Genomic DNA, 25,319 nt, shown 5'->3' on the forward strand with positions numbered 1-25,319 from the left:
AAAAATACGTCATTCTAAATTTCACTTCAAAATAATGATCGATAAAAAAGATCAATATATAGATATTGATAGTTTATATCGATTGATATGGCTTTATCGATCGGCATTTAATTGTTTTTGACGATCGATTAATTAATTATGATGGTTTTAACCTATCGTGTGTTTTTTTTCGATCGGTACAAACGATGTGACGAACTATGAAAATAATTGAATTCTAAGATGTTTACAGGCCAAGCGGTGGTCTGTGTCTCATCAGTGAAGGAAAAGGTATGCGTAAACTTATGATGGTGGCAGGTTTGGTGACGCTATTGTCTGGTTGTGGTGATGATGGTATCTATGGCGGCTACGTTAATCAGCAATACGGTGTCAGGCTTGATGTTCAGAAAGATGTGATCAAGTTCAGAAATGGCGTTTTTACTGTTAAAAGCTGGGATGAAAGCAAGAAACCCATCTATATAGCCAAAACGCAAAACAAAGATCTTGGCTCTTGGACTTTTAAAATCGAAAAGGTCAAAGATGGCGTCGTTTACCAAGGTGCGGTTTTTAAGAAGGATTAAGTGATGGAACAAAATATTATTCAGTGTCCTTTTTGTTATAAAGAAAGTCAAAAAGGTGTTCATGTATGCACCGGATGTCAGGCATCCGTGCTATATGGAACATATCCCGGTTGGTATGCGGCGGTGATCATCCTGTTAGCTTTTGGTCTGTCAGTGCTGATTGGAATGTCTACTGGCATGGCAGGAGCTACAATTAGCTTACCAATAATAGCTATTGTCGGTTTTGTCGCGGGTAAGGCAATTTTCTCAGACAACATTATCTTCAGAAGAAGAATGTAAATCAGTCTCGTTTTTCAGGGTGATGCTCCACTACGTGAACCATCACCCATATAAATTTTATTTCCTCCCCCTATGTCATCAAGCACTAAATCGGAACCCGTAAACGGGACCCCACGATTTAGCACTTGACGATTTGTCCCCGCAGCTACGCATAGCTACCAGAAAGACAATATATTATTTACCCTATCTTTTATTTGCTTTTTATTCGTCGTGCAGTGTATTTATTATGTAGCCGCTATTGACAAGTATTTTATATCGGTTATTTATTTAAATATAAGTGTAGTTCAGCTTTTTTTGTTTTTCGGAAACTGAGGCAAGGTGTAATAGCGTATCCGCTATTTACCCAATCCTTCGGATTGCTCTATCTCGCTTTGCTCGTAGGGTTGAAAAAGATCTACCCTTCCGCCTATTCCCCTTGTCAAAGGGGAGGCGGTAAACCATACAGTTTAATATTATAGGAGTATTTAAAATGAATGATGATTTAGGTTTTATAAATAACATAGATGGGAAAATTTTATTTGAGTATTATCAATATTTAACTAATGCCATACTGGGTGATGATGACACAAAAAAATAATTTGTGAAATATGAACATTATGACTTGGATTATTTAAGGTATTATCTTGAAGCGAGTATCTATTTTTTAGGTGAGGCAAGAGATGAAGCAAATAGAGATGTTGAAATAAAAGATTTAAACGAAGCAGTGGAGATAATAAATAAATTATCAAATAGGGCTAAGGTTGCTTTAGCTGAACATATTATATTGTGGTTTGAAGATATATCATTGGTAGGTTCTTATACACTATTTAGATTTTTAGGCAGGGAGAAAAGAATATTATGATGATTATGTCTGTAGCAATGGTAATACTTTGTATTATGTTGGGAGGTTTTATGATCCGTAGCTGTACTCGAAAAACAAACTCTTCAAGCGAAGCAAAGCAAGCAATATCAGAAGTTAGAAAAATGATAGATAAAAAAGCATTGATTAAATACAAAAGGAATAATAGAACATGAATGTAGAAAACTTAATGAATAGTATGACTATAGAATATAAGCTCGAAATACTGGCAAGGTTTTTTATTACATAGAACAAAACAAAGATATACCATTTAATGAAATCAATAGTGATGAGCGAGATTTTTGTTATTTTGTAGCCAATAGATACATTACAGAAAATAAAGCTGATGAGCTTATTGAAGCATTACTTATTGAAAATGATAACGACTACATAAGAGCAACAGATGATTACATTATCCAGAGGAATAAAGAATGCGAACAGACAGAAAAAGAGGGCGTATAGAATTAAATCACGAAGAACGCAGAGATATATCTATACAGTTTAGAGTAAACAAAGCAGAGTTTGAATATTTAAAAGAACTTGTTGAGGCATCCGGTCTTGAAAGAGGCCATTACATTAGGAAAGAGATTTTAAACTCTGAACCTATTGTTAAAAGAAAAATGCCTGAAATAAATCAAAAAACATACATGCAGCTTTCAGCAGTTGCCAATAATATAAACCAAGCAACAAAGAAACTAAATGGTAATGAGTATTTTGATAAAAATGAGGTTGATAAACTCAACTTTAATATAAAACAGGTTGGTAGAAGGATAATAGAGATAAATAAAGACTTGGGGTATATATGAAAGGGAATGTAGCTAAAACAGGGAGATCATTTAAAAATAGGGTTGATTATATATTAAAAGATGATCACAGTTTTATTTGTAGCAATATGTCAGCAGATAAAAATAACGTTAGTGAGTTAACTGATGAGTTTAAAACTGTAAGCGGCTTTAGACAAAATATAAAAAAACCAGTCTTTCATGCATTTTTATCTCTTCCAAAAGATGAAAAATTAACAGATGAAAAATGGCAGGAGATAGCAAAAGACTATTTGAAAGAAATGAATGTTGATATAGAAAAAAATCAATATATTTGTGTGCGTCATAAAGATACAGATCAAGACCATATTCATATTGTAGCAAACAGGATCGGCCTTGATGGTTCTGTATGGCATGGTCAGCACTCAGCATTTAACACGATAGCAGCTTGTGAACGTTTAGAAGTAAAGCACAGCTTAACCATTACTAAAGGCTTACAGGGGCAAAAATCAGACGTATCAGCACCAACCAAGAACGAGATCGAGCTGGCATTGAGGACAGGTGAGAAACCAGCCCGTTTAGTGCTTCAAGCCTCTCTACAAGCCGCTATGGTAGGAAAACCAGACTTAGGGACGTTCGTAGAACGTCTGCAGGCCGTAGGCATTGAACCTCAGTTCAATGTTGCCAGCACTGGCAACGTGGCGGGTTGTTCTTTCAGTGTGGGAGATGTGGCATTTAAAGGCTCACAGTTGGGTAAAAAATTTAGTTGGAACACTATAAAAAACAAGGTGAAATATGACAAAAATAGAGATGATGAACTCGTTAGAAGATTCGCAGCAAGAAAAACAGATGACGAAAATAGTATTAGACGATCATTTGTTGAACCAAATATCAATGACGATAGAACCATTATCAGAAACGATGATGATATTATCGGAGTCAGTCAGCACAGCATTAAACCAGACACAACAGACACTAATAAGAGTGAACAACTCATTAGAGGCAACAACAATCGCTTTAAACTCAGCGAAAAATACAATAGACCAACAAGCCCAAAAGTTAGAAGAACAACACAAAAAGCTGCACAAGTACTCAACAGAGTTAAAAAACAATACCATAAAGAACCAATCAAAACTTATACTAAAAGTAGCTTCAATAGTAGGGGTTCTAAACTTATCAGCGGTTCTATTGGTAGGATACTTGATCATGCAGAAACAGCAAACGCAGCCACAAATAAATTTAGACTCAAGAGCGGTAGCCGTTTTAATAGTAGAGCAACTAAGCTCGAAGAGATGAGATATAGGCTGGGAATAATAAAACCAGTTATTAAGTCTAAAAATAAAGAGAAGACCATGAAAGAAGAAATAAAGAAAAAACCATCATATATGGTTGATTATGAGAATATATTTAAATACAAGATAAAGCACGATTCAAAAGGAAAACAACCCAAGGGGCAATTAACACAAATTGAAGGAGGCAGGATTTTAAAATCTAAAGCCTTTAAACTGCGATGAAAATGATTAATATATTATGAACTATAGGTGATTAATGATAAGTATGTGGTTTTAGCATAATATTAGACTGAGTTCATTTTGGACGATGATCAAATCGCCCAAAGGTTTTAGCTATAGTATCAAGTTTTTTCTTCATATTCAGGAATAGATACAAGTCCTTGTTCTGTGCGAATAAACCTGTGCCGCATTGGTTTAAATGGTGATTGCTTTGCTACTTCTAATGATAAATTTGTGAGCAAACCAAAAGCTTTATGTGCATATTCTAAGCAATCATATTTACCACGATCTTGAAGAGAAATTCGCGATATTTCTTTAAAGTTTTCTATATACTTATTAAAATCACTTTTCTTACATCGTTCACTATAAAGCTTTTCGGGATTAGCGGGTAACGGGAAACGAACTGCAGGAAGTTCTTTACCTTCAGGCATAGCGATAGGCTCATGAATTGCATATAAATTATGGCTTGCAATATTTATTGGTGCAGAGTGCATTACTAGATCTCTATAATTTCCCAACTCAAACAGCCATCCACCAATGCTCATTTCCTTTTTCAGATAAGTCTCTATTTCTGAATGATCTTTCTTTGAGTTTAAAAATCTTAGCAGGCCTCCTGCAGTTGTAATTTCTTTTCCTTGTTGCTTACTGATCCCTCCATTTGAGAAGTTGTATACATACTCGCAAAGATTATCTCGAAGGATTCCAGAATCAAATAAAAATGAATGGAATTCTTGATAAACTAAATCGGTATATCCATCCTGAAATCGTTGCCCGCTTTTGAAACTTTCTTTTAAAACTAATGCATTTAATTGTTGTTGATAAGAAACAGCTAAGTTTTTTAACCGGTTGTTAATTGTGTTCAGTTGAAATCGGATTCTATTTGAAAGATCATAGCTAATTCCATTTTTGTTATGAAATGATGACAGAGCTATTCCACCCCATGTCTGTATGGCATCCCAATTAGACCAAATATTCTTTTGGTTAACATAGCCTCGAAACTCTCTTGGGGACTCACCTATATATTCACTTTCATTAGAAGTAAACTCAACGCCGATAATTTTTAAGTTGATTTTATTAACTGCATAAAAGAGTTTACCGTATTGATCTATTTTTATTTGTGTTATTTTTCCATCTTTAGTTTTTGGCCAAATTAAAACTTCATCACTTAATGGTTCAATTGTAGCAATAGGACCGCCTGATAAAAATACAGTTCTTCCGCAGAATGGCCAATTATCTTTCATGCTTACCTCTGTGGTTTGTTCAATGTCCTGTATGGTTAATAAAATGAGAATCTAAATAATATTGTGCAGCAACATAAATATGTAGTCAACTTATCACTGCCATATCGTATAATGTAAAAAAGTAATGATTCATACGTTATGCAGCAATAGCATTGAGTTTCTTGGCCTGAACGTAATCTCCCCACCACTGCATCAGTTCTGTTCTTTCAGCAAGATACTCTGAACGATTGTAGGCAGCTATGATTTCGTTGTTCTTAGTATGAGCTAAGGCTGATTCAAGCACTTCTGTTCTAAATCTACCACTTTCTTCAGCAGCCGTTCTTGCTATAGAACGCATTCCGTGGGCGACCAGCTCCCCACCGAATCCCATACGGATGATTGCAGCATTAGCTGTTTGCTCATGCATGTGGTTAAGCGGGGCTTTGATACTTGGGAAAACCCACTCTCTATGACCACTGATTGGTCTGATTAACTCAAGGATGCGCATTGCCTCTTTACTTAGCGGAATCTTGTGAGGGCGCTTCATCTTCATAAACTCACCGGGGATATTCCAGAACCGATTATCTTCGTCTATATCACTCCAACGAGCACGGACTGCTTCTCCCGGACGAACCCACGTAAGGAGCTGCCACTCAATTAGAAGACGTGTTTCGAGCCGTATGGAAGCGTTAGATATGGCGAGCATGAACCGGGGGAGTTCATTCGGTGGTAAAGCTGGCATGTTTTGCTTCTTGGGTTTACTGAAACGCTGACCGAGGTTATCAGCAGGATTAAACTCAATAAGTTCTTCTGTCGCAGCCCAACGGAAAATTTCATTTAGACGTGAAATGATGCGGCGCAGGGTTTCCAATACGCCTCGTTGTTCTATGGGGTCAAGGTGTTGTTTTAAGAGCTTGGGACGGATCTCTTTGATAGGAACGTTGCCTAAACCGGGGAAGACATTTCGTTCAAGGCTCCGCCAGATGTCTTCTGCGTGGTCTGGAGAGATACCAGAGGTCTTAACCTTCTCATCTAACCATTTCCTAGCAACCGCCTGCAGCGTGTGCTCAGTAGCATCCTTAAGGGCGTTGGCTTTATCGTTGTTGTGAATCTGCGGATCGATATTATTTGCAAGCAACGACAAGTATTCATCACGTAAAGCCCGAGCCTTGGCAAGTGTGAGATGAGGGTAGGTTCCTAAGCTCATCTTTGTTCGCTTCTTACTTACTGGCACTGCATACCTGAAATACCAATTTTTCTTACCGCCCTTTGATAGGGGAGCGATTCGTAGCATCAGGCCATCACCGTCAAAAAGGTTGATTTCCTTTTCTGCTGGCTTGGTATTTTTGATTTCAGTGTCAGTAAGTTTCTTAGCGATCTTTGCCATTTTAGGACCCTCGATTTTGGGACCCTTTTCATTGGGTCCCAAAAAGGGTGCCATAACGAGTAGCTTCTAGCAAATCTCAGTAGACTTCTGTAGACGTAAAAAAGCCCGCAAGGCTGGTTCCAAGCGGGCTTTGTAGACTTCGGTATACGTCATAATACTAAAAAGTGGTGGAGCTGGCGGGAGTTGAACCCGCGTCCGAAATTCCTACATCCTCGGTACTACATGCTTAGTCAGTCTTTACATTCGCCTGGCACCTGCGGATTGACACGCCACTACCAGACTAGCCTGATTAGTTTTAACGCTTCAACCCCAGGCAGGATTTCCACGCGATCTCTTTTGGGTTTGACCTCTCTTGAATCCCCGTCTTAAGAGCGGAAGCTAGGGAGAGAGGGCTCAGAGCAGGTTATTAAGCTGCTAAAGCGTAGTTTTCGTCGTTTGCGACTATTTTTTTGCGGCTTTTTACGAGGCCAACCGCCCCTCGGCATGCACCTTGGGTTTCGCAAATCCCGTCGAATCCAGAATCAGCCCCAATGTGTTACGGCAAGTATAACAGATTAGTGAATGCGGTTACCAGTACTGCGTAGGATGATTATTACGGGGGAGTGGGCAAAAAAGCAGCATCAACAACGATATAGCGCAGAAGGGCCAGCTGAGCTGGCCCTGAAGAGGGGATTAGCGGCCCGCGTGTTTCATAATGCGCGCTTTATCCAGCGCCCACTCACGATCTTTGAGGTCGGTACGCTTATCGTGCTGTTTCTTACCTTTCGCGACGCCGATTTTCACTTTGCACCAGGCGTTCTTCCAGTACAGCGACAGGGCCACGACGGTATAACCTTCACGGTTGATACGGCCATACAGGTTATCCAGCTCGCGCTGATTGAGCAGCAGCTTACGGGTACGGGTTGGATCGCACACGTAGTGGGTGGAGGCCACGGCCATCGGCGTAAAGTTTGCGCCGAACAGGTAGGCCTCGCCATCTTTCAGGATAACGTAGCTGTCGCCGATGTTGGCTTTGCCGGCGCGCAGAGATTTAACTTCCCACCCTTGCAGAGCAAGACCAGCCTCGTATTCATCTTCGATAAAGTATTCATGGCGGGCGCGTTTATTCAGCGCAATGGTGGCTGATCCAGGTTTGTGGGCTTTTTTCTTGGTCATAATGTCCTGAAGTCATTGCTAAACGGGAACACAGTACCTCAATCCATCCTGCGAGGTGTAATGCGCTATCTTAGCACGAGTTGCGGCACAGCGTTTTTTTTAGCGCCAGATAAATGATATTATTTGCGCCGTGTTTAAATGTGGAACTTGCTATGCCTCAGATTAGCCGTACTGCGCTGGTGCCCTTCAGCGTGGAACAGATGTATCAACTCGTGAATGACGTGAAGTCCTATCCTGATTTCTTGCCTGGCTGTACCGGGAGCCGTGTGCTGGAATCTGGGCCGACGCAAATGATGGCGGCGGTTGATGTGTCCAAGGCAGGCATCAGCAAGACGTTCACCACTCGCAATACGCTTACCAGCAACCACAGCATTTTGATGAGCCTGGTCGATGGCCCGTTTAAGAAATTGATTGGTGGCTGGAAGTTTATCCCGTTAAGCCCGGATGCCTGCAAAATTGAGTTTCACCTCGATTTTGAATTCACCAATATGCTGATCGAGATGGCGTTTGGCCGCATCTTTAAAGAGCTGGCGATAAACATGGTGCAGGCTTTCACCGCCCGGGCCAAAGAGGTTTATCGTGTCGGCTAAAATCGTGGTTGAAGTTGCCTATGCGCTGCCGGAAAAACAGTATTTGCAAAGCGTGAAGCTGGAAGAGGGGGCGACCGTCGAACAGGCGATTCAGGCCAGCGGTCTGCTGACGCTGCGCGACGATATCGATCTGACCAAAAACAAGGTCGGGATATACAGTCGTCCCGCTAAGCTGCACGATGCGGTGCATGATGGTGACCGGGTAGAGATTTACCGCCCACTAATTGCGGACCCGAAAGAACTGCGGCGCCAGCGCGCGGAAAAAAGCGCCGACAAGTAGCAGCCGTAACCGTGGTGATAAAAAAAGCGCTCAATGAGCGCTTTTTGCATTTCTGGTCCGATGCTGACCCGATTACTCGTTGGTCAGTGCCGGTTTGTTATCGATGTTGGTTAACACGCCGCTGCTGTCGAACGTCAGCGTCAATGTCTGCTGGGTAATTTTTTCATGCCCAGGCTGCTGACGGAACACATAGAACCAGGTGTTGGTGCCAAACGGATCCGACATCATCGGGGTACCCAGCGCATAAGCAACCTGTTGTTGCGTCATGCCGACACGAATTTTTGCTACGTCGTTGGGTGCCAGATAGTTACCCTGGTTGATATCAGGACGGTAAACCACTCGTTCCAGAGTGGAACAGCCTGCGGTCAACATGAGAAGAACCGCTGCGGCAGCAGTCAGCGTTTTACAGCGCATAGTGATTTTATTCCTTTTCGGGCCCGAGCAGTACGTGGCTCATCTGTAATATGCCGATAATAATAGACCTTTGCCCGGTTGGAAACCTTCGACTGCAGGTCTTGCGGCAATTTGCTGTTCACTATGACTCTGCGAAATTCAAAAAGTTTACGCGGCGAGCAACTCTTTCGCATTAGCGAGGGTGTTGCGCGTGACCTCGCTACCGCCCAGCAGACGGGCCAGCTCCTGCAGTCGCGCCCGCTTATCTAGCGGATGCATATGCGTTTCCGTCATTTCGCCATCGGTCTCTTTGCAGACATAGAAATGATGGTGGCCACATCCGGCGACCTGCGGCAGGTGAGTCACGCACATCACCTGAGTGGATTCGCCTAGCTGGCGCAGCAGTTTACCGACCACCGCTGCCGTCGGGCCGCTGATGCCGACATCGACCTCATCGAAAATCAGGGCCGGGGTTTCCATCTTACGGGCGGTAATGACCTGGATAGATAACGCGATGCGCGAGAGTTCGCCGCCGGAGGCCACTTTCGCAATCGGCTGCAGCGGTTGCCCCGGGTTGGTGGTGACGCGGAACTCAATGCGGTCAGCCCCTTCGGCGGTAAGATGACGCTCATCGAAGGCAACATCGATGGCAAACACCCCGTGAGGCATGGAAAGTGAGTGCATACTTTCAGTAATCAGCTGCGTCAGCTCTTCGGCACTGCGTTGACGCAGGTCGTGCAGCTGGCGGGCGGTCTCCAGCGCCAGCTGATGATGCTCGACGACGCTATGGCTCAGGGATTCCAGCGAACCGGCGCTATCGTCCAGCAGGCGCTGCTCTTCCAGCAGGGCCTGATAAAATGCCGGGAGCTCTTCCGGGGTGATCTGATGCTTACGCGCCAGGGCAATCTGGCGGGAGATGCGTTGCTCCAGCTCGAACAGGCGGTTCGGATCGAGATCCAGACGGTCGTTATAGTGGCGCAGTTCGTCGGTGGCTTCGCTGAGCTGAATGGCCGCTTCTTCGAGCATGTCCAGCACGCCGGAGAGCTTACTGTCCATGCCGGCGAGTTCGGTCACCAGCTGCCTGGCGGTGTAGAGCTGGCTCTGCAGGTTAGCTTCTTCGCTATCGGCGAGTACCGTCAGCGCGTGCTGGCAGGTGGTCAGCAGCTGGCCGCTGTTGGCCAGACGCTTATACTCTTCGTCGATTTGCTCGTACTCACCCGCTAGCGGGTTGAACTCATTGAGCTCTTTTAACTGGTATTGCAGCAGGTCGGCCCGCGCGGCGCGCTCCTGGCTTTGTTGCTGATGTTGCGCCAGCTCGCGGCAGCTCTGATGCCACTGATGGTAATGCTCAGCCATACGCTGAGTAAGCGCATACTCACAGGTGTAACCATCGAGCAGCGCTTTTTGATGTTCGGGCCGGGTCAGCCGCTGGTGTGCATGCTGGCCGTGAATCTGGATAAGCAGCTGGCCGAGTTCGCGCAGCTGAGAGAGCGGGACGGCGGTGCCGTTAATAAAGCCCCGGGAGCGGCCGTCAGTGCTGATGACGCGGCGGAGTAAACACTCACACCCGCTTTCCAGCTGGTTCTCTTCCAGCCAGCGCTGGGCCGCCGGTGTGTCTTTCAAGGCGAAGCGGGCGCAAAGGTCTGCACGGCTGGCGCCACGTCGCACCATGTCTGCTTCTGCTCTTCCGCCAAGGCACAGCCCCAGCGCATCGATGGCGATCGATTTCCCGGCACCGGTTTCCCCGGTGATCGCGGTCATGCCGCTGTGAAAATCAATTTCCAGTTCACGAACGATAGCAAAATTACTGATGGTGAGTTGCGCCAGCATAGCTGCCTTCCTGTATGAAAAACCATTACTGTGTTTTCATACAGTATAGACTGGTTTTTTATCCAGTAAAGAGGCGGCGGTAAAAATCAGAACAATTTTTTAGACCAGCCAAGCTTGGTACTCAATGTATTGAAATAGCTGTAATCTTTGGGGTGAATCAGATTCAGATGATAATCGCAGCGATGGATCAGTACGTCTTCGCCGTCCTGAATCGGCAGCGCTATCTGGCTGTCACAGCTGATCTCCAGATCGCTACAGCGCTGAGAGAAACGCAGGCGGATGGTGCTGTCGCCGTTAATCACCAGCGGGCGAGCCGATAGCGTATGCGGGAACATCGGGACCAGGGTGATGGCGTCCAGTGACGGCGTCAGAATAGGGCCGCCGGCGGAAAGCGAGTAGGCGGTCGAGCCCGTTGGGGTGGAGATAATCAGGCCGTCGGAGCGCTGGGAGAAGGCAAACACCTCATCAATGTAGACCTCAAACTCAATCATATGCGCGACTTTGCCCGGGTGCAGAACCACTTCATTGATCGCGGTGCTGATACGTTTCTGACAGTCTTGCTGGCACACCTGCGCTTCCAGTAAAAAGCGTTTTTCGGAGATGTAGTGGCCTTCCAGCACGTCCGCGAGCTGCTGCAGGGCGTTATCCGGGTCAAGGTCGGTCAGAAAGCCGAGGTTGCCGCGGTTAATGCCGATGACGTTGATATCGTAACGCGCCAGGGTTCGCGCCGCGCCGAGCATATTGCCGTCGCCGCCGACCACCACCGCCAGATCTGCCTGCTGACCAATTTCAGCCAACGTGCCGGTTTTGACATTGCTAAGCTGAAGTTCATGAGCGATCTGCTGTTCGACCAGGACCTCGTATCCTTTGCTGCATAACCAGCGCCAGAGCATTTCATGTGTGGTCAGCGCGGTTGGGTGACGAGGATGTCCCACAATGCCTATACACTTGAAATGATTCTTCATGTTCTGGATGTCCTTGCGTTAAATGAATGATGACAATCTGACGGCTTCCCTTGAAACCCGGAAACGGATCCCCATAATAAGCGAAGTTAGCGAGATGAATGCGAAAAAAAACGCGGAGAAATTCATGAGTAGTAAAGAACAGAAAACGCCTGACGGGCAAGCCCCGGAAGAAATTATCACGGAACAGCACGAGAGCGTTGAGGCTGTTGAGCCTGAAGTTTCGGCTGAGCAGGTGGATCCGCGCGATGAAACAATTGCGAATCTGGAAGCACAGCTTGCTGAAGCACAGAAACGTGAACTGGAAGTGAAACTGCGCGCGAAAGCCGATGAAGATAACCTGCGTCGTCGTACCGAACTGGATATCGAAAAAGCGCACAAATTTGCGCTTGAGAAGTTCGTCAACGAACTGCTGCCGGTTATCGACAGTCTGGATCGCGCACTGGAAGTGGCGGACAAAGCCAACCCTGACATGGCCTCTATGGTCGAGGGTATCGAGCTGACGCTGAAGTCGATGCTGGATGTTGTACGCAAATTCGGCGTGGAAGTGATTGCCGATACCAACGTACCGCTGGATCCTAACGTCCATCAGGCCATTGCGATGGTTGAGTCTGACGATGTGGCTGCGGGCAACGTGCTGGGCGTGATGCAAAAAGGCTATACCCTGAACGGACGTACCATTCGCGCGGCGATGGTCACCGTGGCAAAAGCGAAGTAATTCGCTTCCAAACGGCCGCCAGCCGGTGGCCGTTTTTCTCTTTCTCTTATCTTCTGCCCGTTTCCGGGGCAAAAAAACGGCGAACCCCAGGCTCGCCGTATCTGATTTGCCGGATGATTACTCGGCGACGCTTTCGCGAATCGGTTTGACCGGCATGACCTTGACCTGCTTAATCATGTTGTCCTGAACGTCGAGAATATCGATATCGTATTGCTCGATGCGCACGCGCGTGCCGGGAACCGGGATCTCTTCCAGCGCTTCCAGAATAATACCGTTAACCGTTCGCGCTTCATCTTCCGGCAGGTGCCAGTTAAAGGCTTTGTTGATTTCACGGACGTTGGCGCTGCCGTCGATAATCACCGTGCCGTCGGTTAGCGGCGTCACTTCTTCCGCCAGCGTTGGTGACATCGAGGTGGTGAAATCGCCGACGATCTCTTCGAGAATGTCTTCTACCGTTACCAGGCCCTGGATATCGCCATACTCATCGACCACCAGGCCGACTTTCTTCTTATTCCGCTGGAACTTCACCAACTGTGTGCTGAGCGGCGTTCCTTCCGGGACGTAATAGATCTCATCGGCGGCGCGCAGCATCACCTCTTTGGTGAACTCTTTTTTCTCGGTCATCAGGCGGTAAGCTTCGCGCACGCGCAGCATGCTGATGGCGTCATCCAGCGAGCCGCGATACAGCACAATGCGCCCATGCGGGGAGTGGGTCAGCTGGCGAACGATGGCCTTCCAGTCGTCGTTAATATCAATCCCGATGATTTCATTGCGCGGAACCATGATGTCGTCAACGCTGACCTTTTCGAGATCCAGCACCGACAGCAGCATGTCCTGGTTGCGGCGGGAGATCTGGGTCCGCGACTCGTTCACGATGGTGCGCAGCTCATCTTTGCTCAGCGCGCCGCTGACGATGATATCGGTTTTGATGCCCATCATGCGCATCAGCAGGCGGGTGATGGTGTTAAGAAACCACACCAGCGGCATCATCAGCACCTGTAACGGTGCCAGCAAGAAACTGCTGGGGTAGGCCACTTTTTCCGGATACAGCGCGGCGATGGTCTTCGGCAGGACTTCGGCAAAAACCAGCACCACAAAGGTCAGTACGCCGGTGGCAATCGCCACCCCGGCATCGCCATACAGGCGCATACCGACAATCGTCCCGAGTGCGGAGGCGAGGATGTTGACGAGGTTATTGCCGATCAGCACCAGGCTGATTAAGCGGTCAGGTTTACGTAGCAGTTTTTCGACACGCTTCGCCTGGCGGTTGCCCTGTTTGGCCATGTGGCGCAGACGATAGCGGTTCAGCGTCATCATGCCGGTCTCTGAACCAGAGAAGTAGGCGGAGATGATCACCATGATGATCAGTGTGACGATCAGCGTGGTGGTAGATATGTGTTCCAGGGGGGACTCCTTAGCGCCTGGCCCGGTAGGCTGTTTGTCTCGATGATGCCTGCCGGGCCAGGCTTGTAGTCTGGGTTAACTCATTAACTGTTGCAGCACGCGGCTGCCGAAGTAGGCCAGCGTCAGCAGTCCGGCCCCGGCGACGTTAAACCAGACGACCCGGCGACCGCGCCAGCCTTCATGATAATGTCCCCACAGCAGAACGATATAGACGAACCACGCCACGATCGACAGGACGGCTTTATCGATATTTTCCGTGCTGAACAGATTCTGCATGTAGAACAGGCCGGTGCAGAGCGTCAGGGTCAGCAGAACCACGCCAACCTGGGTGATATGAAACATTTTACGCTCAATACTCATCAGCGGTGGCATTTCATGGCTGAAAGCGAGCTTTTTGTTTTTCAACTGATAGTCAATCCATGCCAGCTGCAGCGCATACAGCGCGGCAATGATCAGCGTCGCGTAAGAGAACAGCGACAGGCCGATATGCACCAGCATCCCCGGCGTGGTTTCGAGGTGGGTGATGTATTCGTTGGGGACGAAGGTGGCGAAAGCCAGATTAATCAGCGCAAACGCATAAACGATGGGTAGCAGCAGCCAGCCACGGTTGCGCGAAGCAACGATGGTCATCACCGTACAGATCATCAGGCTCACCAGCGAGCCGACGTTAAGCAGGCTGAGATTTTGCCCGCTCTCTCCGCCGGGGAAAATGCGTGACTCCAGCGCAAAAGCATGACAAATCAACGCAATTGTTGCGGAAAGTATCGCCATTCGCCGCCAGCTGCTGTTTTTTTGCAGTAAGCCGGGGACGATCAGCGCAAGGCTGATGGAATAGGCGACAAGCGCGAGTAGAGCAAAAACAGGCATATGGGCGTCGACTGTTGACTAAATAAGTAAGAAAGATAAGCAGTATAGCGTTACGCGACGTCTGCTCCAACCGTTGCATCACATCGCGCTTCATGTCGTGTTATACTGCGCCAAATCCGTGTTTTTCGAGTCGCTACCGCGACCGACAGTTTCCACCTCAGGCGAGAGACAATGTTTGATAATTTAACCGATCGTTTGTCGCGTTCGCTGCGCAACATTAGCGGCCGCGGACGCCTTACCGAAGACAATATTAAAGACACCCTGCGCGAAGTGCGCATGGCGCTGCTGGAGGCGGACGTTGCTCTGCCTGTCGTGCGTGATTTCATCAGCCGCGTCAAAGAGAGCGCGGTGGGTCATGAAGTTAACAAAAGCCTGACCCCGGGCCAGGAATTCGTCAAAATCGTACGTAACGAACTGGTTGCGGCGATGGGCGAAGAGAACCAGGCGCTGGATTTAGCCGCGCAGCCGCCGGCTGTCGTGCTGATGGCGGGCCTGCAGGGTGCGGGTAAAACCACCAGCGTTGCCAAGCTCGGTAAATTCCTGCGTGAGAAGCACAAGAAGAAAGTGCTGGTTGTCTCCGCGGACGTTTATCGCCCGGCGGCGATTAAACAGCTGGAAACCCTGGCCGAGCAGGTTAGCGTTGATTTCTTCCCGTCCGACGTGGGCCAGAAGCCTGTCGATATCGTCAACGCGGCGCTGAAAGAAGCCAAGCTGAAATTCTACGACGTGCTGCTGGTGGATACTGCCGGTCGTCTGCACGTCGATGAAGCGATGATGGACGAGATCAAACAGGTCCACGCTTCACTGAATCCGGTAGAAACGCTGTTTGTCGTGGATGCGATGACCGGCCAGGATGCCGCGAATACCGCCAAGGCCTTTAACGAAGCGCTGCCGCTGACCGGCGTGGTGCTGACCAAGGTCGATGGTGATGCTCGTGGCGGTGCGGCGCTGTCTATTCGCCACATCACCGGCAAACCGATCAAGTTCCTCGGTGTCGGCGAAAAAACCGAAGCGCTGGAGCCGTTCCACCCGGATCGTATTGCATCCCGTATTCTCGGCATGGGCGACGTGCTGTCGCTGATCGAAGATATCGAGAGCAAGGTTGACCGTGCACAGGCCGAGAAACTGGCTTCCAAGCTGAAGAAGGGCGATGGCTTCGACCTGACCGACTTCCTTGAGCAGCTGCGCCAGATGAAAAACATGGGCGGCATGGCCAGCCTGATGGGTAAACTGCCGGGTATGGGGCAGATCCCGGACAACGTCAAATCGCAGATGGACGACAAAGTGCTGGTGCGGATGGAAGCGATCATCAACTCGATGACCCTGAAAGAGCGCGCCAAACCTGAAATCATTAAAGGTTCACGTAAACGCCGTATCGCCGCGGGCTGTGGCATGCAGGTGCAGGATGTGAACCGTCTGCTCAAGCAGTTTGACGATATGCAGCGCATGATGAAGAAGATGAAGTCGAAAGGCGGCATGATGAAGATGATGCGGGGCATGAAAGGGATGATGCCGCCAGGATTCCCTGGTCGCTAATCGGCCTGGCTTGTTTGCCATTTCGGCACCGGGGTGTGCTCGCCATCCTCACGTACTACGTGTACGCTCCGGTGGTTGCGCGCACGTCGGCACCGAACTGACCGCACCGCCGACGGCCTTTTATAGCCGACTTATCAACTGTTGATTGCAATTTCCCCAAAAATGAGTAAAATTTTCGGGCTTTTAATATGACACCCGGGCTCCGTTCCTCGATGGGGCCCGGTTGTTCTATTCACACAAGAGGATGTTATGGTAACTATTCGTTTAGCTCGTCACGGCGCTAAAAAGCGTCCGTTCTACCAGGTTGTTGTCACTGACAGCCGTAATGCACGTAACGGTCGCTTCATCGAGCGCGTTGGTTTCTTCAACCCGATCGCATCTGCGAATGAAGAAGAAACTCGTCTGGATCTGGATCGTATCGCTCACTGGGTTGGCCTGGGTGCGACAGTTTCCGATCGCGTAGCTACGCTGATCAAAGCAGCAAACAAAGCAGCTTAATCTGTCACGGTGGTCATGATGAGCAAGCAACACACCGCACAAGCACCTGTTGATCCGATTGTATTGGGCAAGATGGGTTCTTCCTACGGTATCCGTGGTTGGCTCAGAGTGTTTTCCTCCACCGAAGACGCCGAAAGCATTTTTGACTATCAGCCCTGGTTAATCCAGAAGGCGGGTCAGTGGCAGGTTGTTGAGCTGGAAAGCTGGCGCCACCACAATCAGGACATCGTGATTAAGCTGAAAGGCATTGACGATCGCGATGCTGCGAATCTGCTGACTAATTGTGAAATTGTCGTCGATTCCTCGCAGTTGCCGAAGCTCGAAGAGGGCGACTATTACTGGAAAGACCTGATGGGTTGCCTGGTAGTCACCACTGAAGGTTATGGCCTGGGTAAAGTCATCGATATGATGGAAACCGGGTCAAATGACGTTCTCGTCATTAAGGCAAACCTGAAAGATGCATTTGGCATCAAGGAGCGGTTGGTTCCGTTCCTCGATGGGCAGGTTATCAAGAAAGTCGATCTCGCTACTCGTACAATCGAAGTAGATTGGGATCCTGGTTTTTAAATTATCCGGATAAACGGTAAAAGACGGCGCTATGTGGATTGGCATAATTAGCCTGTTTCCTGAAATGTTCCGCGCAATTACCGATTACGGGGTAACTGGCCGGGCAGTAAAAAATGGCCTGCTGAGCATCCAGAGCTGGAGTCCTCGTGACTTTGCTCATGACCGGCACCGTACCGTGGACGATCGTCCTTACGGCGGCGGACCGGGGATGCTAATGATGGTGCAACCCTTACGGGACGCCATCCACACAGCAAAAGCCGCGGCAGGTGAAGGCGCTAAGGTGATTTATCTGTCACCTCAGGGACGCAAGCTTGATCAAGCAGGCGTCAGCGAACTGGCAACGAATCAGAAACTGATTCTGGTGTGCGGTCGCTACGAAGGGATAGACGAGCGCGTAATCCAGACCGAAATTGACGAAGAATGGTCAATCGGTGATTACGTTCTCAGCGGTGGAGAGTTACCGGCAATGACGCTGATTGACTCCGTTTCCCGGTTCATTCCGGGAGTTCTGGGCCATGAAGCATCAGCAACGGAAGATTCCTTTGCTGATGGGTTGCTGGACTGTCCACACTATACTCGCCCTGAAGTGTTAGAAGAGATGGAAGTACCGCCAGTATTGCTGTCGGGAAACCATGCTGAGATACGTCGCTGGCGTTTGAAACAGTCGCTGGGCCGGACCTGGCTTAGAAGACCTGAACTTTTGGAAAACCTGGCTCTGACTGAAGAGCAAGCAAAGTTGCTGGCGCAGTTCAAAACTGAACACGCACAACAGCAACATAAACATGATGGGACGGCGTAAGCCCCCAATATCAGTTTACCCAGGATAAGAGATTAAATTATGAGCAACATTATTAAGCAAATTGAACAAGAACAGATGAAGCAGGACGTACCTTCCTTCCGCCCGGGTGATTCCGTGGAAGTGAAAGTATGGGTTGTTGAAGGTTCCAAAAAACGTCTGCAGGCATTCGAGGGCGTGGTTATCGCTATTCGTAACCGCGGTCTGCACTCTGCATTCACTGTTCGTAAAATTTCCAACGGCGAAGGCGTTGAGCGTGTCTTCCAGACTCACTCTCCGGTCGTTGACAGCATTACTGTTAAACGTCGTGGTGCTGTACGTAAAGCTAAACTGTACTACCTGCGTGAGCGTACCGGTAAGTCTGCTCGTATCAAAGAGCGTCTTAACTAAGATTCGCTTTCGCGACATCCTGATGAAAAGGGCTGGCCTGATGGGCCGGCCCTTTTTTTATCTTTAATTTAACCATCGTGATGTAAATCATTTACAATATCCCCTCATCTCGGAGGGGCGGTGGTCAGCGATATTTCTCAACACTCAACAATCGAACGGCGGGCCGCATGGCTGGCGCTTTTTTCGATCCTGTTGATCGTGATCGCACCGCTGATTTCGGTTTCGTTGCAAAAAGATCCGATGAGCGCCATGCCGGGCATGCACCATGCGATGATGGGCATGACGCACGATATGGTGGAGCCGCATTCTGCCGCGTCCACTGATCCCTCCTCGACGCATACGCAACCGCTTGACCATGCCGAAGCCTGCGGCTATTGCGTGCTGTTAGCCCATGTTCCGGGGCTGCTCTTTGCGCTGGCGGTGTTGCTCTCTATCGTCCTGCGTCGCGTTCGGGTCCTCTTCCCCTGTCTGGTGCTGAAACGCCGACATTACTTTCCCTGGCTTTACCCGGAAACCCGCGCACCGCCGCACCGTTCTGCTTTTCCCGCTTTCTAAAAATAATGTGCGCACTGCGCAACGTTCTCTTTTTGCTTTCAGAAAGGAAAAGTATGACAACCTGCACCTCGCGCGCGGCATGGCTCAACCTGCTGCGACGTCTCCATTTTTACATTGGTCTGTTTGTCGGGCCGTTTATCTTTGTGGCGGCCTTGACCGGTACGCTTTACGTCGCCACCCCGCAGCTGGAGAACTGGCTTTATCGGGACGCCCTGCACGGCACGCTCAACGGCGAAAGCCAGCCCCTGAGCTTACAGCTGGCGGCGGCGCAAGACGGCACTCACGGTAACCTTCGTTTACAGGCGGTGCGTCCGGCCCTCAACGCCGGTGAAACCACCCGGGTGATGTTTGCTGACCCGCAGCTGGGCGAGTCTGAAACGCGGTCAATTTTTATCGATCCGGTGACGCTGAAGGTGACGGGGGACATGACCGTCTACGGAACCAGCGGAATTTTACCGCTGCGCCAGTGGATCGATTACGCCCACCGCTCGCTGTTGCTAGGCGATAGCGGGCGGCTTTATAGCGAGCTGGCGGCATCGTGGATGTGGGTGGCGGCGCTCGGGGGGATCGTGCTCTGGGCGATGACCCGTCCCCGCCGACGGATCAACAACCGGATGCAGAACCACCGTCGTTTGCACGTCTCTCTGGGCTGGGCGCTGCTGGCGGGCATGTTGCTCTTTTCTGCCACCGGCCTGACCTGGTCGCAGTGGGCGGGCGGCAACGTCGATAAGATGCGAGCTGCGTTCGGCTGGCTGACGCCGCAGGTGAATACCCAACTGCATAGCGCGATGCCGATGGCGCATGACCCACATGCAGAACATCATATGGGGCATATGGCGATGACGGAGGCCATGCCATCAGCATCGGGCGAGCAGTTTGATCACGTGCTGACGGTGGCGCAGGCGGCGGGCCTGGATGCCAGCAAGCTGGAAATCCGCCCACCGGCAGCGGCCGGCCGGGCGTGGACGGTCACGGAGATCGACAGAAGCTGGCCGACCCAGGTTGATGCGGTGGCGATTGATGGTGAACGGATGCAGGTGGTGGATCGTACCCGTTTTGCTGATTTCCCGCTGATGGCCAAGCTGACCCGCTGGGGCGTGGATTTCCATATGGGGATCCTGTTTGGCCTGGCCAACCAGTTGCTGCTGATCGCCTTCGGTATCGCGCTGTGTGTGATGATCGTGGTGGGATATCGTTTGTGGTGGATCCGTCGTCCGGCCCACGCGGCGTTTAACCCGGCAAACACCCTGGTTCAGGCGTGGGTGAATCTCGGGTGGCCAGCCCGTGTCATCACGCTGGCGATCGCGGTGATGTTGGGGCTGGCGTTGCCATTGATGGGCGTCAGTCTGGCGGCATGTCTGGCGATCGACTATCTCCGCTGGCGCGCGGCTACAGGCGTCACGCTCGCGAACTCCGTCGACTAAGCCGCTTAAGGCGTGCTGATCACCACCGTGACGCGGCGGTTTTCAGCACGGCCTTTCGCCGTATCATTACTGGCAATCGGATACTTTTTACCTAACCCGCGGGTGGTTAAATTACTGCGCGGGATGTTGGCTCCCTTCGTCCAGGCATCTGCGACAATATCAGCCCGTTTAAGCGACAGAGCTTCGTTGTAGCTGTCCTCGCCGTAGTTGTCGGTGTGGCCATCCAGTCGGCCATGTGTAATGCCGGTTGCGGCCAGTCGGGAGGCCATTTTCTGGATTTGCGCCTGGCTGTCGCTACGCAGATGGTAGTCGTTTTTATCAAACAGAATGCTGTCGGATAAACCCAGTGACCAGTCACCCTCAGTTTCCGTAAAGCCGTATGACTGCATCGCGGCAATTTGTTCCGCAGAGAATTTTCCTTGCGGTGCCGTCTGGCAGCCGCTGAGTAAAGCCACTGCTATCAGTGCGGGAGCAAAATATTTCCTGAGCATGGTGGATCCCTTTAATTTTGTACTTGCTGAATACGCTGGTGTTTTTTCCGATACATATTTTGATCGGCGAACTCCTGCAGGCTTTCCGCAGAGTGATGTTCCCAGGCTAACGCATAGCCAATACTGAGAGACAAAGTTGCCGTATGGCCGTTGTGCAAATTAAACGGCTCGAGGAACAGAGCCGAGAGCGTGGCGCAAAGTGCCTGCACTTCCGCCTCTGAATGAACATCGCGCAGCAGGATCGCAAACTCGTCGCCGCCTAAACGCCATGCCTGATGGCGCTTGTTGGCAAAGGCCATCAGCCGGCTGGCGACGTCGATCAGGACTTTGTCACCCGTTGCATGACCCCAGTTGTCATTAATCAGTTTAAAGTTGTCGCCATCGAGGAACAGTAATGCTGAGCGCTGGCGGGCGGTGTCATCTTTCATTAATGCCATGATAATGCTGCGGAATGCGGCACGGTTGGCCAGTCCGGTCAGCGGGTCATGCAGGGACGAGCGTAACAGCTGGGCATTTTTCGCCTGCAGCTGCTGCTGCCAGTCCTCCATTTCGCCCAGCAGGCTATTAAAGTCCTGGGCAAAAAGATGGAATTCCTCAATGTGTTCTTCCGGAACCCGACGGGAGAAATGACGGTTTTCCCGAATATCGTGAACCACTTCAGTAATACTTTGCAGCGCGGTGACAATACCGTGGTGCAGTGAGTGGGTCAGCAATAAGGAAATCACTGAGGCCAGCAGAATACTGCCGGTTAATACAATGATCGAGATCGCGAGGAAATGGCCGATCATGCTGTCCAGCGCTTTCAGACGAAGTTCGCCGATGACTTTCCCTTGATGCATGATCGGCTGCCTGGTCGGTTCCGGGAACAGCCATTGGCTGATAATTCCGCTCAGTTTCTCGTGGCGGACCAGATCGGTATTCTGCCAGACGGCAAAGCGGTTTTGCTGGTTGTCCAGCACCAGGGCTTCAGAGAATTGTCCCTGTTTCCCGAGCGTCGCCAGGGTTTCTTCCGCGGCGGAACTGTCATCAAACACCAGCGCGGCCTCAAGGCTTCGGCTCATGGTGGCGGCGGTCAGCGCCAGGTTTTTTTGCGCATATTGCTTAAGCGTAAATACCGAGGCGGTGCTCAGCAGCATCCAGACCAGCGTCATTGAGATCACCACACTTATCACGCTGATACGGCGCAGCGCTCTTTTAAACGTCGGGCGTGGAGCCTGTGATAATTCCTTATTCATGTGCGCTATTCCGGGCAAGCATCAGTACGTCTGGATTAACCCGTACGCCGCTGTGCGTCAGGACATCCAGATTCACGGAGAATCTGACCCTCTCGTCATTGATAATCAGGCAAAAAGCACTACCAATCGCGCATTCGCTATTTTGTTCTGCGATCAGCAAAAGAGGACGGGATTGATATTTTGAGGTGAGTTCTGCCTGCTGAGACGGCGACTCGCTGCCAAAATAAAACCCATCACAGACCGTATTCATTGCTTCTTGAGTATTGTGAACAATGACCGGCCGATATGGCAACGCTTCAGGCTTTTCCTGAGCAAGGCTCTGTACGTAATGTGAGGTAGAAAAAATACATAATTTAGGCAGACCGGATAATGCAGGCCAGCGGGTATAAGTGACAATACCTGAAACAATAGCCCGAACATTTTTCGGCGGCTCGGAGGCGAAAACAGGGTAGCCCACGATAAATAATAAAAATATAAAAATAAGACGGTGAAACTGTTTCATTAACGGATCCGTCAGGTTCGTCTTAATGCATGAAGTGCAGATCGTTGATGTTCTGGCGCAGGATACCACTGTTGGCGAGGAGCGTCATTAATCACTGCTTTATCCTTACGGCAATTTCATCCAGGATTTTTCGTAAAGGAATGGTGAATAAAGTAACTGCCCTGGTAGCATAATCGCTATATTGTATATATATGTTTACATTGAATGGCGATTTTCAGGCCATTTAATTTGCAGGTGTAAAGTAAAATTTACGGAATATGGATTGAAATCTTTACTTTGTGTGGTATCGTTACGTCACTCCTCAGCCGAGGAACCCATTATCGCAAACGAGCTACACAGGATCGCCATCATGCAAAAAGACGCGCTGAACAACGTACATATTACCGACGAACAGGTTTTGATCACGCCGGATCAGCTGAAAGCTGAATTCCCGCTGAGCCTTGAACAAGAAGCGCAGATTGCGCAATCCCGCCAGACAATCTCTGACATTATCGCCGGCCGCGATCCGCGCCTGCTGGTGGTGTGTGGTCCTTGTTCAATTCACGATCCTGAAGCGGCAATTGAGTACGCCCATCGTTTTAAAGCACTTGCCGCAGAGGTCAGCGATAGCCTCTACCTGGTGATGCGCGTCTATTTTGAAAAGCCTCGTACTACCGTGGGCTGGAAAGGGCTGATTAACGATCCGCACATGGATGGCTCGTTTGATGTTGAAGGCGGTCTGAAAATTGCGCGTCGCCTGCTGGTTGAGCTAGTGAGCATGGGATTACCGCTGGCAACAGAAGCGCTGGATCCGAACAGCCCGCAATACCTCGGCGATCTCTTTAGCTGGTCTGCAATCGGTGCACGTACCACCGAATCCCAGACTCACCGTGAAATGGCGTCGGGCCTGTCGATGCCGGTTGGCTTTAAAAACGGCACAGACGGCAGCCTCGCAACAGCAATCAACGCCATGCGTGCCGCCGCCATGCCACACCGCTTTGTCGGGATTAACCAGGCCGGCCAGGTTTGCCTGCTGCAAACCCAGGGCAATCCGAACGGCCATGTGATCCTGCGCGGCGGTAAATCGCCGAACTACGGCCCGGAAGATGTCGAGAAATGCGAAAAAGAGATGGCGCAGGCGGGACTGAAACCGTCGCTGATGGTAGATTGCAGTCATGGTAATTCTAACAAAGACTACCGCCGCCAGCCTGCGGTTGCAGAATCCGTCGTTGCACAGATCAAAGATGGTAATCGTTCCATTATTGGCCTGATGATTGAAAGTAATATCCACGAAGGTAATCAGTCTTCTGAACAACCGCGTTGCGATATGAAATACGGCGTATCCGTTACCGATGCCTGCATCAGCTGGGAAACCACCGATGCTCTGCTCCGCGAACTTGATAAAGATCTGCGCGGTCATCTGGCGGCTCGTCTGGGGTAAGAGGAAAGTATGGTTGCTGAACTGACCGCGTTACGCGATCAAATTGATGAAGTCGATAAGGCGCTGCTGGGATTACTGGCACGCCGCCTGGAGCTGGTCGCGGAGGTCGGAGAAGTTAAAAGCCAGTATGGCCTGCCGATTTACGTTCCGGAACGTGAAGCGGCGATGCTGGCTTCCCGGCGGGAAGAGGCGTCAGCGCTTGGCGTCCCGCCGGATCTTATCGAAGACGTGCTGCGTCGCGTCATGCGCGAGTCATATTCCAGCGAGAACGACAAAGGCTTTAAAACGCTGTGTCCGAATCTGCGTCCGGTAGTGATTGTCGGCGGCGGCGGGCAGATGGGGCGTCTGTTTGAAAAAATGCTGACGCTTTCAGGCTACCAGGTCCGTATTCTCGAGAAAGAAGACTGGCCACGCGCGACAGAGATTGTTGCCGATGCCGGGATGGTTATCGTCAGCGTGCCTATTCATACCACGGTTGAGACGATTGGCCGGCTGCCGCCATTACCGGCGGATTGCATCCTGGTGGATCTGGCGTCGGTTAAAGCAGAACCGTTGCAGGCGATGCTGGCGGCGCACCGTGGTCCAGTGCTGGGCCTGCACCCGATGTTCGGTCCGGACAGCGGGAGCCTGGCGAAGCAGGTCGTGGTTTACTGTGACGGTCGTCAGCCGGAAGCGTATCAGTGGTTCCTGGAACAAATTCAGGTCTGGGGCGCGCGTCTGCACCGTATCAGCGCCGTTGAGCATGACCAGAATATGGCCTTTATTCAGGCGCTGCGCCACTTCGCGACCTTTGCTTACGGCCTGCATCTGGCAGAAGAAAACGTCCGCCTGGAACAACTGCTGGCGCTGTCATCACCGATCTACCGCCTTGAGCTGGCGATGGTAGGCCGCCTGTTTGCCCAGGACCCGCAACTGTATGCCGACATTATTATGTCGTCAGAAAATAACCTGGCGCTGATTAAACGTTACTACCAGCGTTTTGGTGAAGCGATTGGTCTGCTGGAGCAGGGAGATAAACAGGCGTTTATCGACAGCTTCCGCAAAGTGGAGCACTGGTTTGGCGACTATGCTCAGCGCTTCCAGAGCGAAAGCCGGACGCTGCTGCGTCAGGCGAATGATAACCGGCAGTAACGGAAAACCGTATATAATCAAA

28 protein-coding genes and 1 other RNA gene are annotated in these 25,319 nt (G+C 49.9%); 17 read left to right on the plus strand and 12 right to left on the minus strand.

Annotated elements, in window-relative coordinates:
* The first annotated feature begins 269 nt into the window (after positions 1 to 269).
* The 5 genes from HF679_RS24525 (at position 270) to HF679_RS24545 (ending at position 3,949) form a co-directional block, all read left to right on the plus strand.
* The gene (locus HF679_RS24525) at positions 270 to 557 is read left to right on the plus strand and encodes a hypothetical protein (protein ID WP_046687680.1); all 288 of its coding nucleotides are present in this window, start codon (positions 270 to 272) and stop codon (positions 555 to 557) included.
* A gap of 3 nt (positions 558 to 560) precedes the next feature.
* Positions 561 to 836 (plus strand): hypothetical protein, encoded by a 276-nt coding sequence (locus HF679_RS24530; protein WP_187042470.1) that lies wholly within the window; start codon positions 561 to 563, stop codon positions 834 to 836.
* Between the two features lie 580 nt (positions 837 to 1,416).
* Entirely contained in the window at positions 1,417 to 1,677 is a 261-nt protein-coding gene (locus HF679_RS24535) for a hypothetical protein (protein WP_261802975.1), read from the plus strand.
* 428 nt (positions 1,678 to 2,105) lie between these two features.
* Entirely contained in the window at positions 2,106 to 2,480 is a 375-nt protein-coding gene (locus HF679_RS24540; RefSeq protein WP_020231149.1) for a plasmid mobilization protein, read from the plus strand.
* Positions 2,477 to 3,949: a relaxase/mobilization nuclease domain-containing protein gene (locus HF679_RS24545; protein WP_187042471.1), complete on the plus strand. Its 1,473-nt coding sequence runs from the start codon at positions 2,477 to 2,479 to the stop codon at positions 3,947 to 3,949. Before HF679_RS24540 ends, HF679_RS24545 begins: the two co-directional genes overlap by 4 nt.
* Before the next feature lie 119 nt (positions 3,950 to 4,068).
* Here HF679_RS24545 and HF679_RS24550 read toward each other — a convergent pair whose 3' ends face one another.
* From HF679_RS24550 to smpB, 4 genes are all read right to left on the minus strand, one after another.
* Complete coding sequence (locus HF679_RS24550; protein WP_187042472.1) at positions 4,069 to 5,187, minus strand: hypothetical protein; 1,119 nt, start codon at positions 5,185 to 5,187, stop codon at positions 4,069 to 4,071.
* Between the two features lie 136 nt (positions 5,188 to 5,323).
* Complete coding sequence (locus tag HF679_RS24555; protein ID WP_187042473.1) at positions 5,324 to 6,553, minus strand: integrase domain-containing protein; 1,230 nt, start codon at positions 6,551 to 6,553, stop codon at positions 5,324 to 5,326.
* A 165-nt stretch (positions 6,554 to 6,718) separates the two neighbouring features.
* Positions 6,719 to 7,082: a transfer-messenger RNA gene (gene ssrA, locus HF679_RS24560) on the minus strand.
* Positions 7,083 to 7,225: 143 nt separating this feature from the next.
* Positions 7,226 to 7,708, minus strand: coding sequence for an SsrA-binding protein SmpB (smpB, locus tag HF679_RS24565; protein WP_123756903.1), 483 nt, complete (start codon positions 7,706 to 7,708; stop codon positions 7,226 to 7,228).
* Positions 7,709 to 7,860: 152 nt separating this feature from the next.
* Here smpB and HF679_RS24570 point away from each other — a divergent pair, with 152 nt between their 5' ends.
* A complete protein-coding gene (locus tag HF679_RS24570) occupies positions 7,861 to 8,298 on the plus strand; it encodes a type II toxin-antitoxin system RatA family toxin (protein ID WP_195723713.1) in 438 nt (145 codons plus the stop codon).
* On the plus strand, positions 8,288 to 8,578 hold the full coding sequence (locus HF679_RS24575) for an RnfH family protein (protein WP_123756905.1): 291 nt from the start codon (positions 8,288 to 8,290) through the stop codon (positions 8,576 to 8,578). The genes HF679_RS24570 and HF679_RS24575 overlap by 11 nt, the downstream gene beginning before the upstream one ends.
* Positions 8,579 to 8,650: 72 nt before the next feature.
* Here the strand turns inward: HF679_RS24575 and bamE are convergent, their stop codons facing one another.
* The 3 genes from bamE to nadK all read right to left on the minus strand — a co-directional run bounded on the left by bamE (position 8,651) and on the right by nadK (position 11,766).
* Entirely contained in the window at positions 8,651 to 8,992 is a 342-nt protein-coding gene (gene bamE / locus HF679_RS24580; RefSeq protein WP_123756906.1) for an outer membrane protein assembly factor BamE, read from the minus strand.
* Positions 8,993 to 9,139: 147 nt separating this feature from the next.
* Complete coding sequence (gene recN / locus HF679_RS24585; protein WP_123756907.1) at positions 9,140 to 10,801, minus strand: DNA repair protein RecN; 1,662 nt, start codon at positions 10,799 to 10,801, stop codon at positions 9,140 to 9,142.
* An 86-nt stretch (positions 10,802 to 10,887) separates the two neighbouring features.
* Positions 10,888 to 11,766 carry an NAD(+) kinase gene (gene nadK / locus HF679_RS24590; RefSeq protein WP_123756908.1) on the minus strand — a complete coding sequence of 293 codons (879 nt, stop codon included), beginning with the start codon at positions 11,764 to 11,766 and terminating at the stop codon, positions 10,888 to 10,890.
* Between the two features lie 124 nt (positions 11,767 to 11,890).
* Here nadK and grpE point away from each other — a divergent pair, with 124 nt between their 5' ends.
* Positions 11,891 to 12,481 (plus strand): nucleotide exchange factor GrpE, encoded by a 591-nt coding sequence (grpE, locus tag HF679_RS24595; protein WP_148060401.1) that lies wholly within the window; start codon positions 11,891 to 11,893, stop codon positions 12,479 to 12,481.
* Between the two features lie 117 nt (positions 12,482 to 12,598).
* Here grpE and HF679_RS24600 read toward each other — a convergent pair whose 3' ends face one another.
* The gene (locus HF679_RS24600; protein ID WP_123756910.1) at positions 12,599 to 13,885 is read right to left on the minus strand and encodes an HlyC/CorC family transporter; all 1,287 of its coding nucleotides are present in this window, start codon (positions 13,883 to 13,885) and stop codon (positions 12,599 to 12,601) included.
* A 75-nt stretch (positions 13,886 to 13,960) separates the two neighbouring features.
* Positions 13,961 to 14,752: an inner membrane protein YpjD gene (locus tag HF679_RS24605; RefSeq protein ID WP_123756911.1), complete on the minus strand. Its 792-nt coding sequence runs from the start codon at positions 14,750 to 14,752 to the stop codon at positions 13,961 to 13,963.
* 171 nt (positions 14,753 to 14,923) lie between these two features.
* On the opposite strand from HF679_RS24605, the gene ffh reads away from it, so the two are divergent.
* The 7 genes from ffh (at position 14,924) to HF679_RS24640 (ending at position 20,518) form a co-directional block, all read left to right on the plus strand.
* A complete protein-coding gene (ffh, locus tag HF679_RS24610) occupies positions 14,924 to 16,288 on the plus strand; it encodes a signal recognition particle protein (protein WP_123756912.1) in 1,365 nt (454 codons plus the stop codon).
* Positions 16,289 to 16,537: 249 nt separating this feature from the next.
* Positions 16,538 to 16,786 (plus strand): 30S ribosomal protein S16, encoded by a 249-nt coding sequence (gene rpsP / locus HF679_RS24615; RefSeq protein WP_110277455.1) that lies wholly within the window; start codon positions 16,538 to 16,540, stop codon positions 16,784 to 16,786.
* A gap of 18 nt (positions 16,787 to 16,804) precedes the next feature.
* Positions 16,805 to 17,353 (plus strand): ribosome maturation factor RimM, encoded by a 549-nt coding sequence (rimM, locus tag HF679_RS24620; RefSeq protein WP_123756913.1) that lies wholly within the window; start codon positions 16,805 to 16,807, stop codon positions 17,351 to 17,353.
* A 31-nt stretch (positions 17,354 to 17,384) separates the two neighbouring features.
* Positions 17,385 to 18,152, plus strand: coding sequence for a tRNA (guanosine(37)-N1)-methyltransferase TrmD (gene trmD / locus HF679_RS24625; RefSeq protein ID WP_123756914.1), 768 nt, complete (start codon positions 17,385 to 17,387; stop codon positions 18,150 to 18,152).
* A gap of 39 nt (positions 18,153 to 18,191) precedes the next feature.
* Positions 18,192 to 18,539 carry a 50S ribosomal protein L19 gene (gene rplS, locus HF679_RS24630; RefSeq protein WP_095282974.1) on the plus strand — a complete coding sequence of 116 codons (348 nt, stop codon included), beginning with the start codon at positions 18,192 to 18,194 and terminating at the stop codon, positions 18,537 to 18,539.
* A gap of 120 nt (positions 18,540 to 18,659) precedes the next feature.
* The gene (locus HF679_RS24635) at positions 18,660 to 19,094 is read left to right on the plus strand and encodes a DUF2946 domain-containing protein (protein WP_123756915.1); all 435 of its coding nucleotides are present in this window, start codon (positions 18,660 to 18,662) and stop codon (positions 19,092 to 19,094) included.
* Between the two features lie 53 nt (positions 19,095 to 19,147).
* Positions 19,148 to 20,518: a PepSY-associated TM helix domain-containing protein gene (locus HF679_RS24640; RefSeq protein ID WP_123756916.1), complete on the plus strand. Its 1,371-nt coding sequence runs from the start codon at positions 19,148 to 19,150 to the stop codon at positions 20,516 to 20,518.
* A 5-nt stretch (positions 20,519 to 20,523) separates the two neighbouring features.
* Here the strand turns inward: HF679_RS24640 and HF679_RS24645 are convergent, their stop codons facing one another.
* From HF679_RS24645 to HF679_RS24655, 3 genes are read right to left on the minus strand one after another with little or no spacing between them, the layout of a single operon-like run.
* Entirely contained in the window at positions 20,524 to 21,009 is a 486-nt protein-coding gene (locus HF679_RS24645; protein WP_123756917.1) for an OmpA family protein, read from the minus strand.
* A gap of 11 nt (positions 21,010 to 21,020) precedes the next feature.
* Positions 21,021 to 22,244, minus strand: coding sequence for a diguanylate cyclase DgcN (gene dgcN / locus HF679_RS24650; protein ID WP_123756918.1), 1,224 nt, complete (start codon positions 22,242 to 22,244; stop codon positions 21,021 to 21,023).
* Positions 22,237 to 22,746, minus strand: coding sequence for a YfiR family protein (locus HF679_RS24655; protein ID WP_123756919.1), 510 nt, complete (start codon positions 22,744 to 22,746; stop codon positions 22,237 to 22,239). The genes dgcN and HF679_RS24655 overlap by 8 nt, the downstream gene beginning before the upstream one ends.
* Positions 22,747 to 23,095: 349 nt before the next feature.
* On the opposite strand from HF679_RS24655, the gene aroF reads away from it, so the two are divergent.
* On the plus strand, positions 23,096 to 24,166 hold the full coding sequence (gene aroF, locus HF679_RS24660) for a 3-deoxy-7-phosphoheptulonate synthase AroF (RefSeq protein WP_123756920.1): 1,071 nt from the start codon (positions 23,096 to 23,098) through the stop codon (positions 24,164 to 24,166).
* 9 nt (positions 24,167 to 24,175) lie between these two features.
* Entirely contained in the window at positions 24,176 to 25,297 is a 1,122-nt protein-coding gene (gene tyrA, locus HF679_RS24665; RefSeq protein WP_154145319.1) for a bifunctional chorismate mutase/prephenate dehydrogenase, read from the plus strand.
* Positions 25,298 to 25,319: the final 22 nt, after the last annotated feature.

Origin of the sequence: Enterobacter sp. JUb54, assembly GCF_014298075.1 — a bacterium.
Taxonomy (GTDB): Bacteria; Pseudomonadota; Gammaproteobacteria; order Enterobacterales; family Enterobacteriaceae; genus Klebsiella; species Klebsiella lignicola.

What these genes read in the sequence shown, in the direction of transcription:
- HF679_RS24525 (WP_046687680.1), top strand. Translation starts at nt 270, where the DNA reads ATGCGTAAACTTATGATGGTGGCAGGTTTGGTGACGCTATTGTCTGGT.
- HF679_RS24530 (WP_187042470.1), top strand. Translation starts at nt 561, where the DNA reads ATGGAACAAAATATTATTCAGTGTCCTTTTTGTTATAAAGAAAGTCAA.
- HF679_RS24540 (WP_020231149.1), top strand. Translation starts at nt 2,106, where the DNA reads ATGCGAACAGACAGAAAAAGAGGGCGTATAGAATTAAATCACGAAGAA.
- HF679_RS24545 (WP_187042471.1), top strand. Translation starts at nt 2,477, where the DNA reads ATGAAAGGGAATGTAGCTAAAACAGGGAGATCATTTAAAAATAGGGTT.
- HF679_RS24550 (WP_187042472.1), bottom strand. Translation starts at nt 5,187, where the DNA reads ATGAAAGATAATTGGCCATTCTGCGGAAGAACTGTATTTTTATCAGGC.
- HF679_RS24555 (WP_187042473.1), bottom strand. Translation starts at nt 6,553, where the DNA reads ATGGCAAAGATCGCTAAGAAACTTACTGACACTGAAATCAAAAATACC.
- smpB (WP_123756903.1), bottom strand. Translation starts at nt 7,708, where the DNA reads ATGACCAAGAAAAAAGCCCACAAACCTGGATCAGCCACCATTGCGCTG.
- HF679_RS24570 (WP_195723713.1), top strand. Translation starts at nt 7,861, where the DNA reads ATGCCTCAGATTAGCCGTACTGCGCTGGTGCCCTTCAGCGTGGAACAG.
- bamE (WP_123756906.1), bottom strand. Translation starts at nt 8,992, where the DNA reads ATGCGCTGTAAAACGCTGACTGCTGCCGCAGCGGTTCTTCTCATGTTG.
- recN (WP_123756907.1), bottom strand. Translation starts at nt 10,801, where the DNA reads ATGCTGGCGCAACTCACCATCAGTAATTTTGCTATCGTTCGTGAACTG.
- nadK (WP_123756908.1), bottom strand. Translation starts at nt 11,766, where the DNA reads ATGAAGAATCATTTCAAGTGTATAGGCATTGTGGGACATCCTCGTCAC.
- grpE (WP_148060401.1), top strand. Translation starts at nt 11,891, where the DNA reads ATGAGTAGTAAAGAACAGAAAACGCCTGACGGGCAAGCCCCGGAAGAA.
- HF679_RS24605 (WP_123756911.1), bottom strand. Translation starts at nt 14,752, where the DNA reads ATGCCTGTTTTTGCTCTACTCGCGCTTGTCGCCTATTCCATCAGCCTT.
- ffh (WP_123756912.1), top strand. Translation starts at nt 14,924, where the DNA reads ATGTTTGATAATTTAACCGATCGTTTGTCGCGTTCGCTGCGCAACATT.
- rpsP (WP_110277455.1), top strand. Translation starts at nt 16,538, where the DNA reads ATGGTAACTATTCGTTTAGCTCGTCACGGCGCTAAAAAGCGTCCGTTC.
- rimM (WP_123756913.1), top strand. Translation starts at nt 16,805, where the DNA reads ATGAGCAAGCAACACACCGCACAAGCACCTGTTGATCCGATTGTATTG.
- trmD (WP_123756914.1), top strand. Translation starts at nt 17,385, where the DNA reads ATGTGGATTGGCATAATTAGCCTGTTTCCTGAAATGTTCCGCGCAATT.
- rplS (WP_095282974.1), top strand. Translation starts at nt 18,192, where the DNA reads ATGAGCAACATTATTAAGCAAATTGAACAAGAACAGATGAAGCAGGAC.
- HF679_RS24640 (WP_123756916.1), top strand. Translation starts at nt 19,148, where the DNA reads ATGACAACCTGCACCTCGCGCGCGGCATGGCTCAACCTGCTGCGACGT.
- HF679_RS24645 (WP_123756917.1), bottom strand. Translation starts at nt 21,009, where the DNA reads ATGCTCAGGAAATATTTTGCTCCCGCACTGATAGCAGTGGCTTTACTC.
- dgcN (WP_123756918.1), bottom strand. Translation starts at nt 22,244, where the DNA reads ATGAATAAGGAATTATCACAGGCTCCACGCCCGACGTTTAAAAGAGCG.
- HF679_RS24655 (WP_123756919.1), bottom strand. Translation starts at nt 22,746, where the DNA reads ATGAAACAGTTTCACCGTCTTATTTTTATATTTTTATTATTTATCGTG.
- aroF (WP_123756920.1), top strand. Translation starts at nt 23,096, where the DNA reads ATGCAAAAAGACGCGCTGAACAACGTACATATTACCGACGAACAGGTT.
- tyrA (WP_154145319.1), top strand. Translation starts at nt 24,176, where the DNA reads ATGGTTGCTGAACTGACCGCGTTACGCGATCAAATTGATGAAGTCGAT.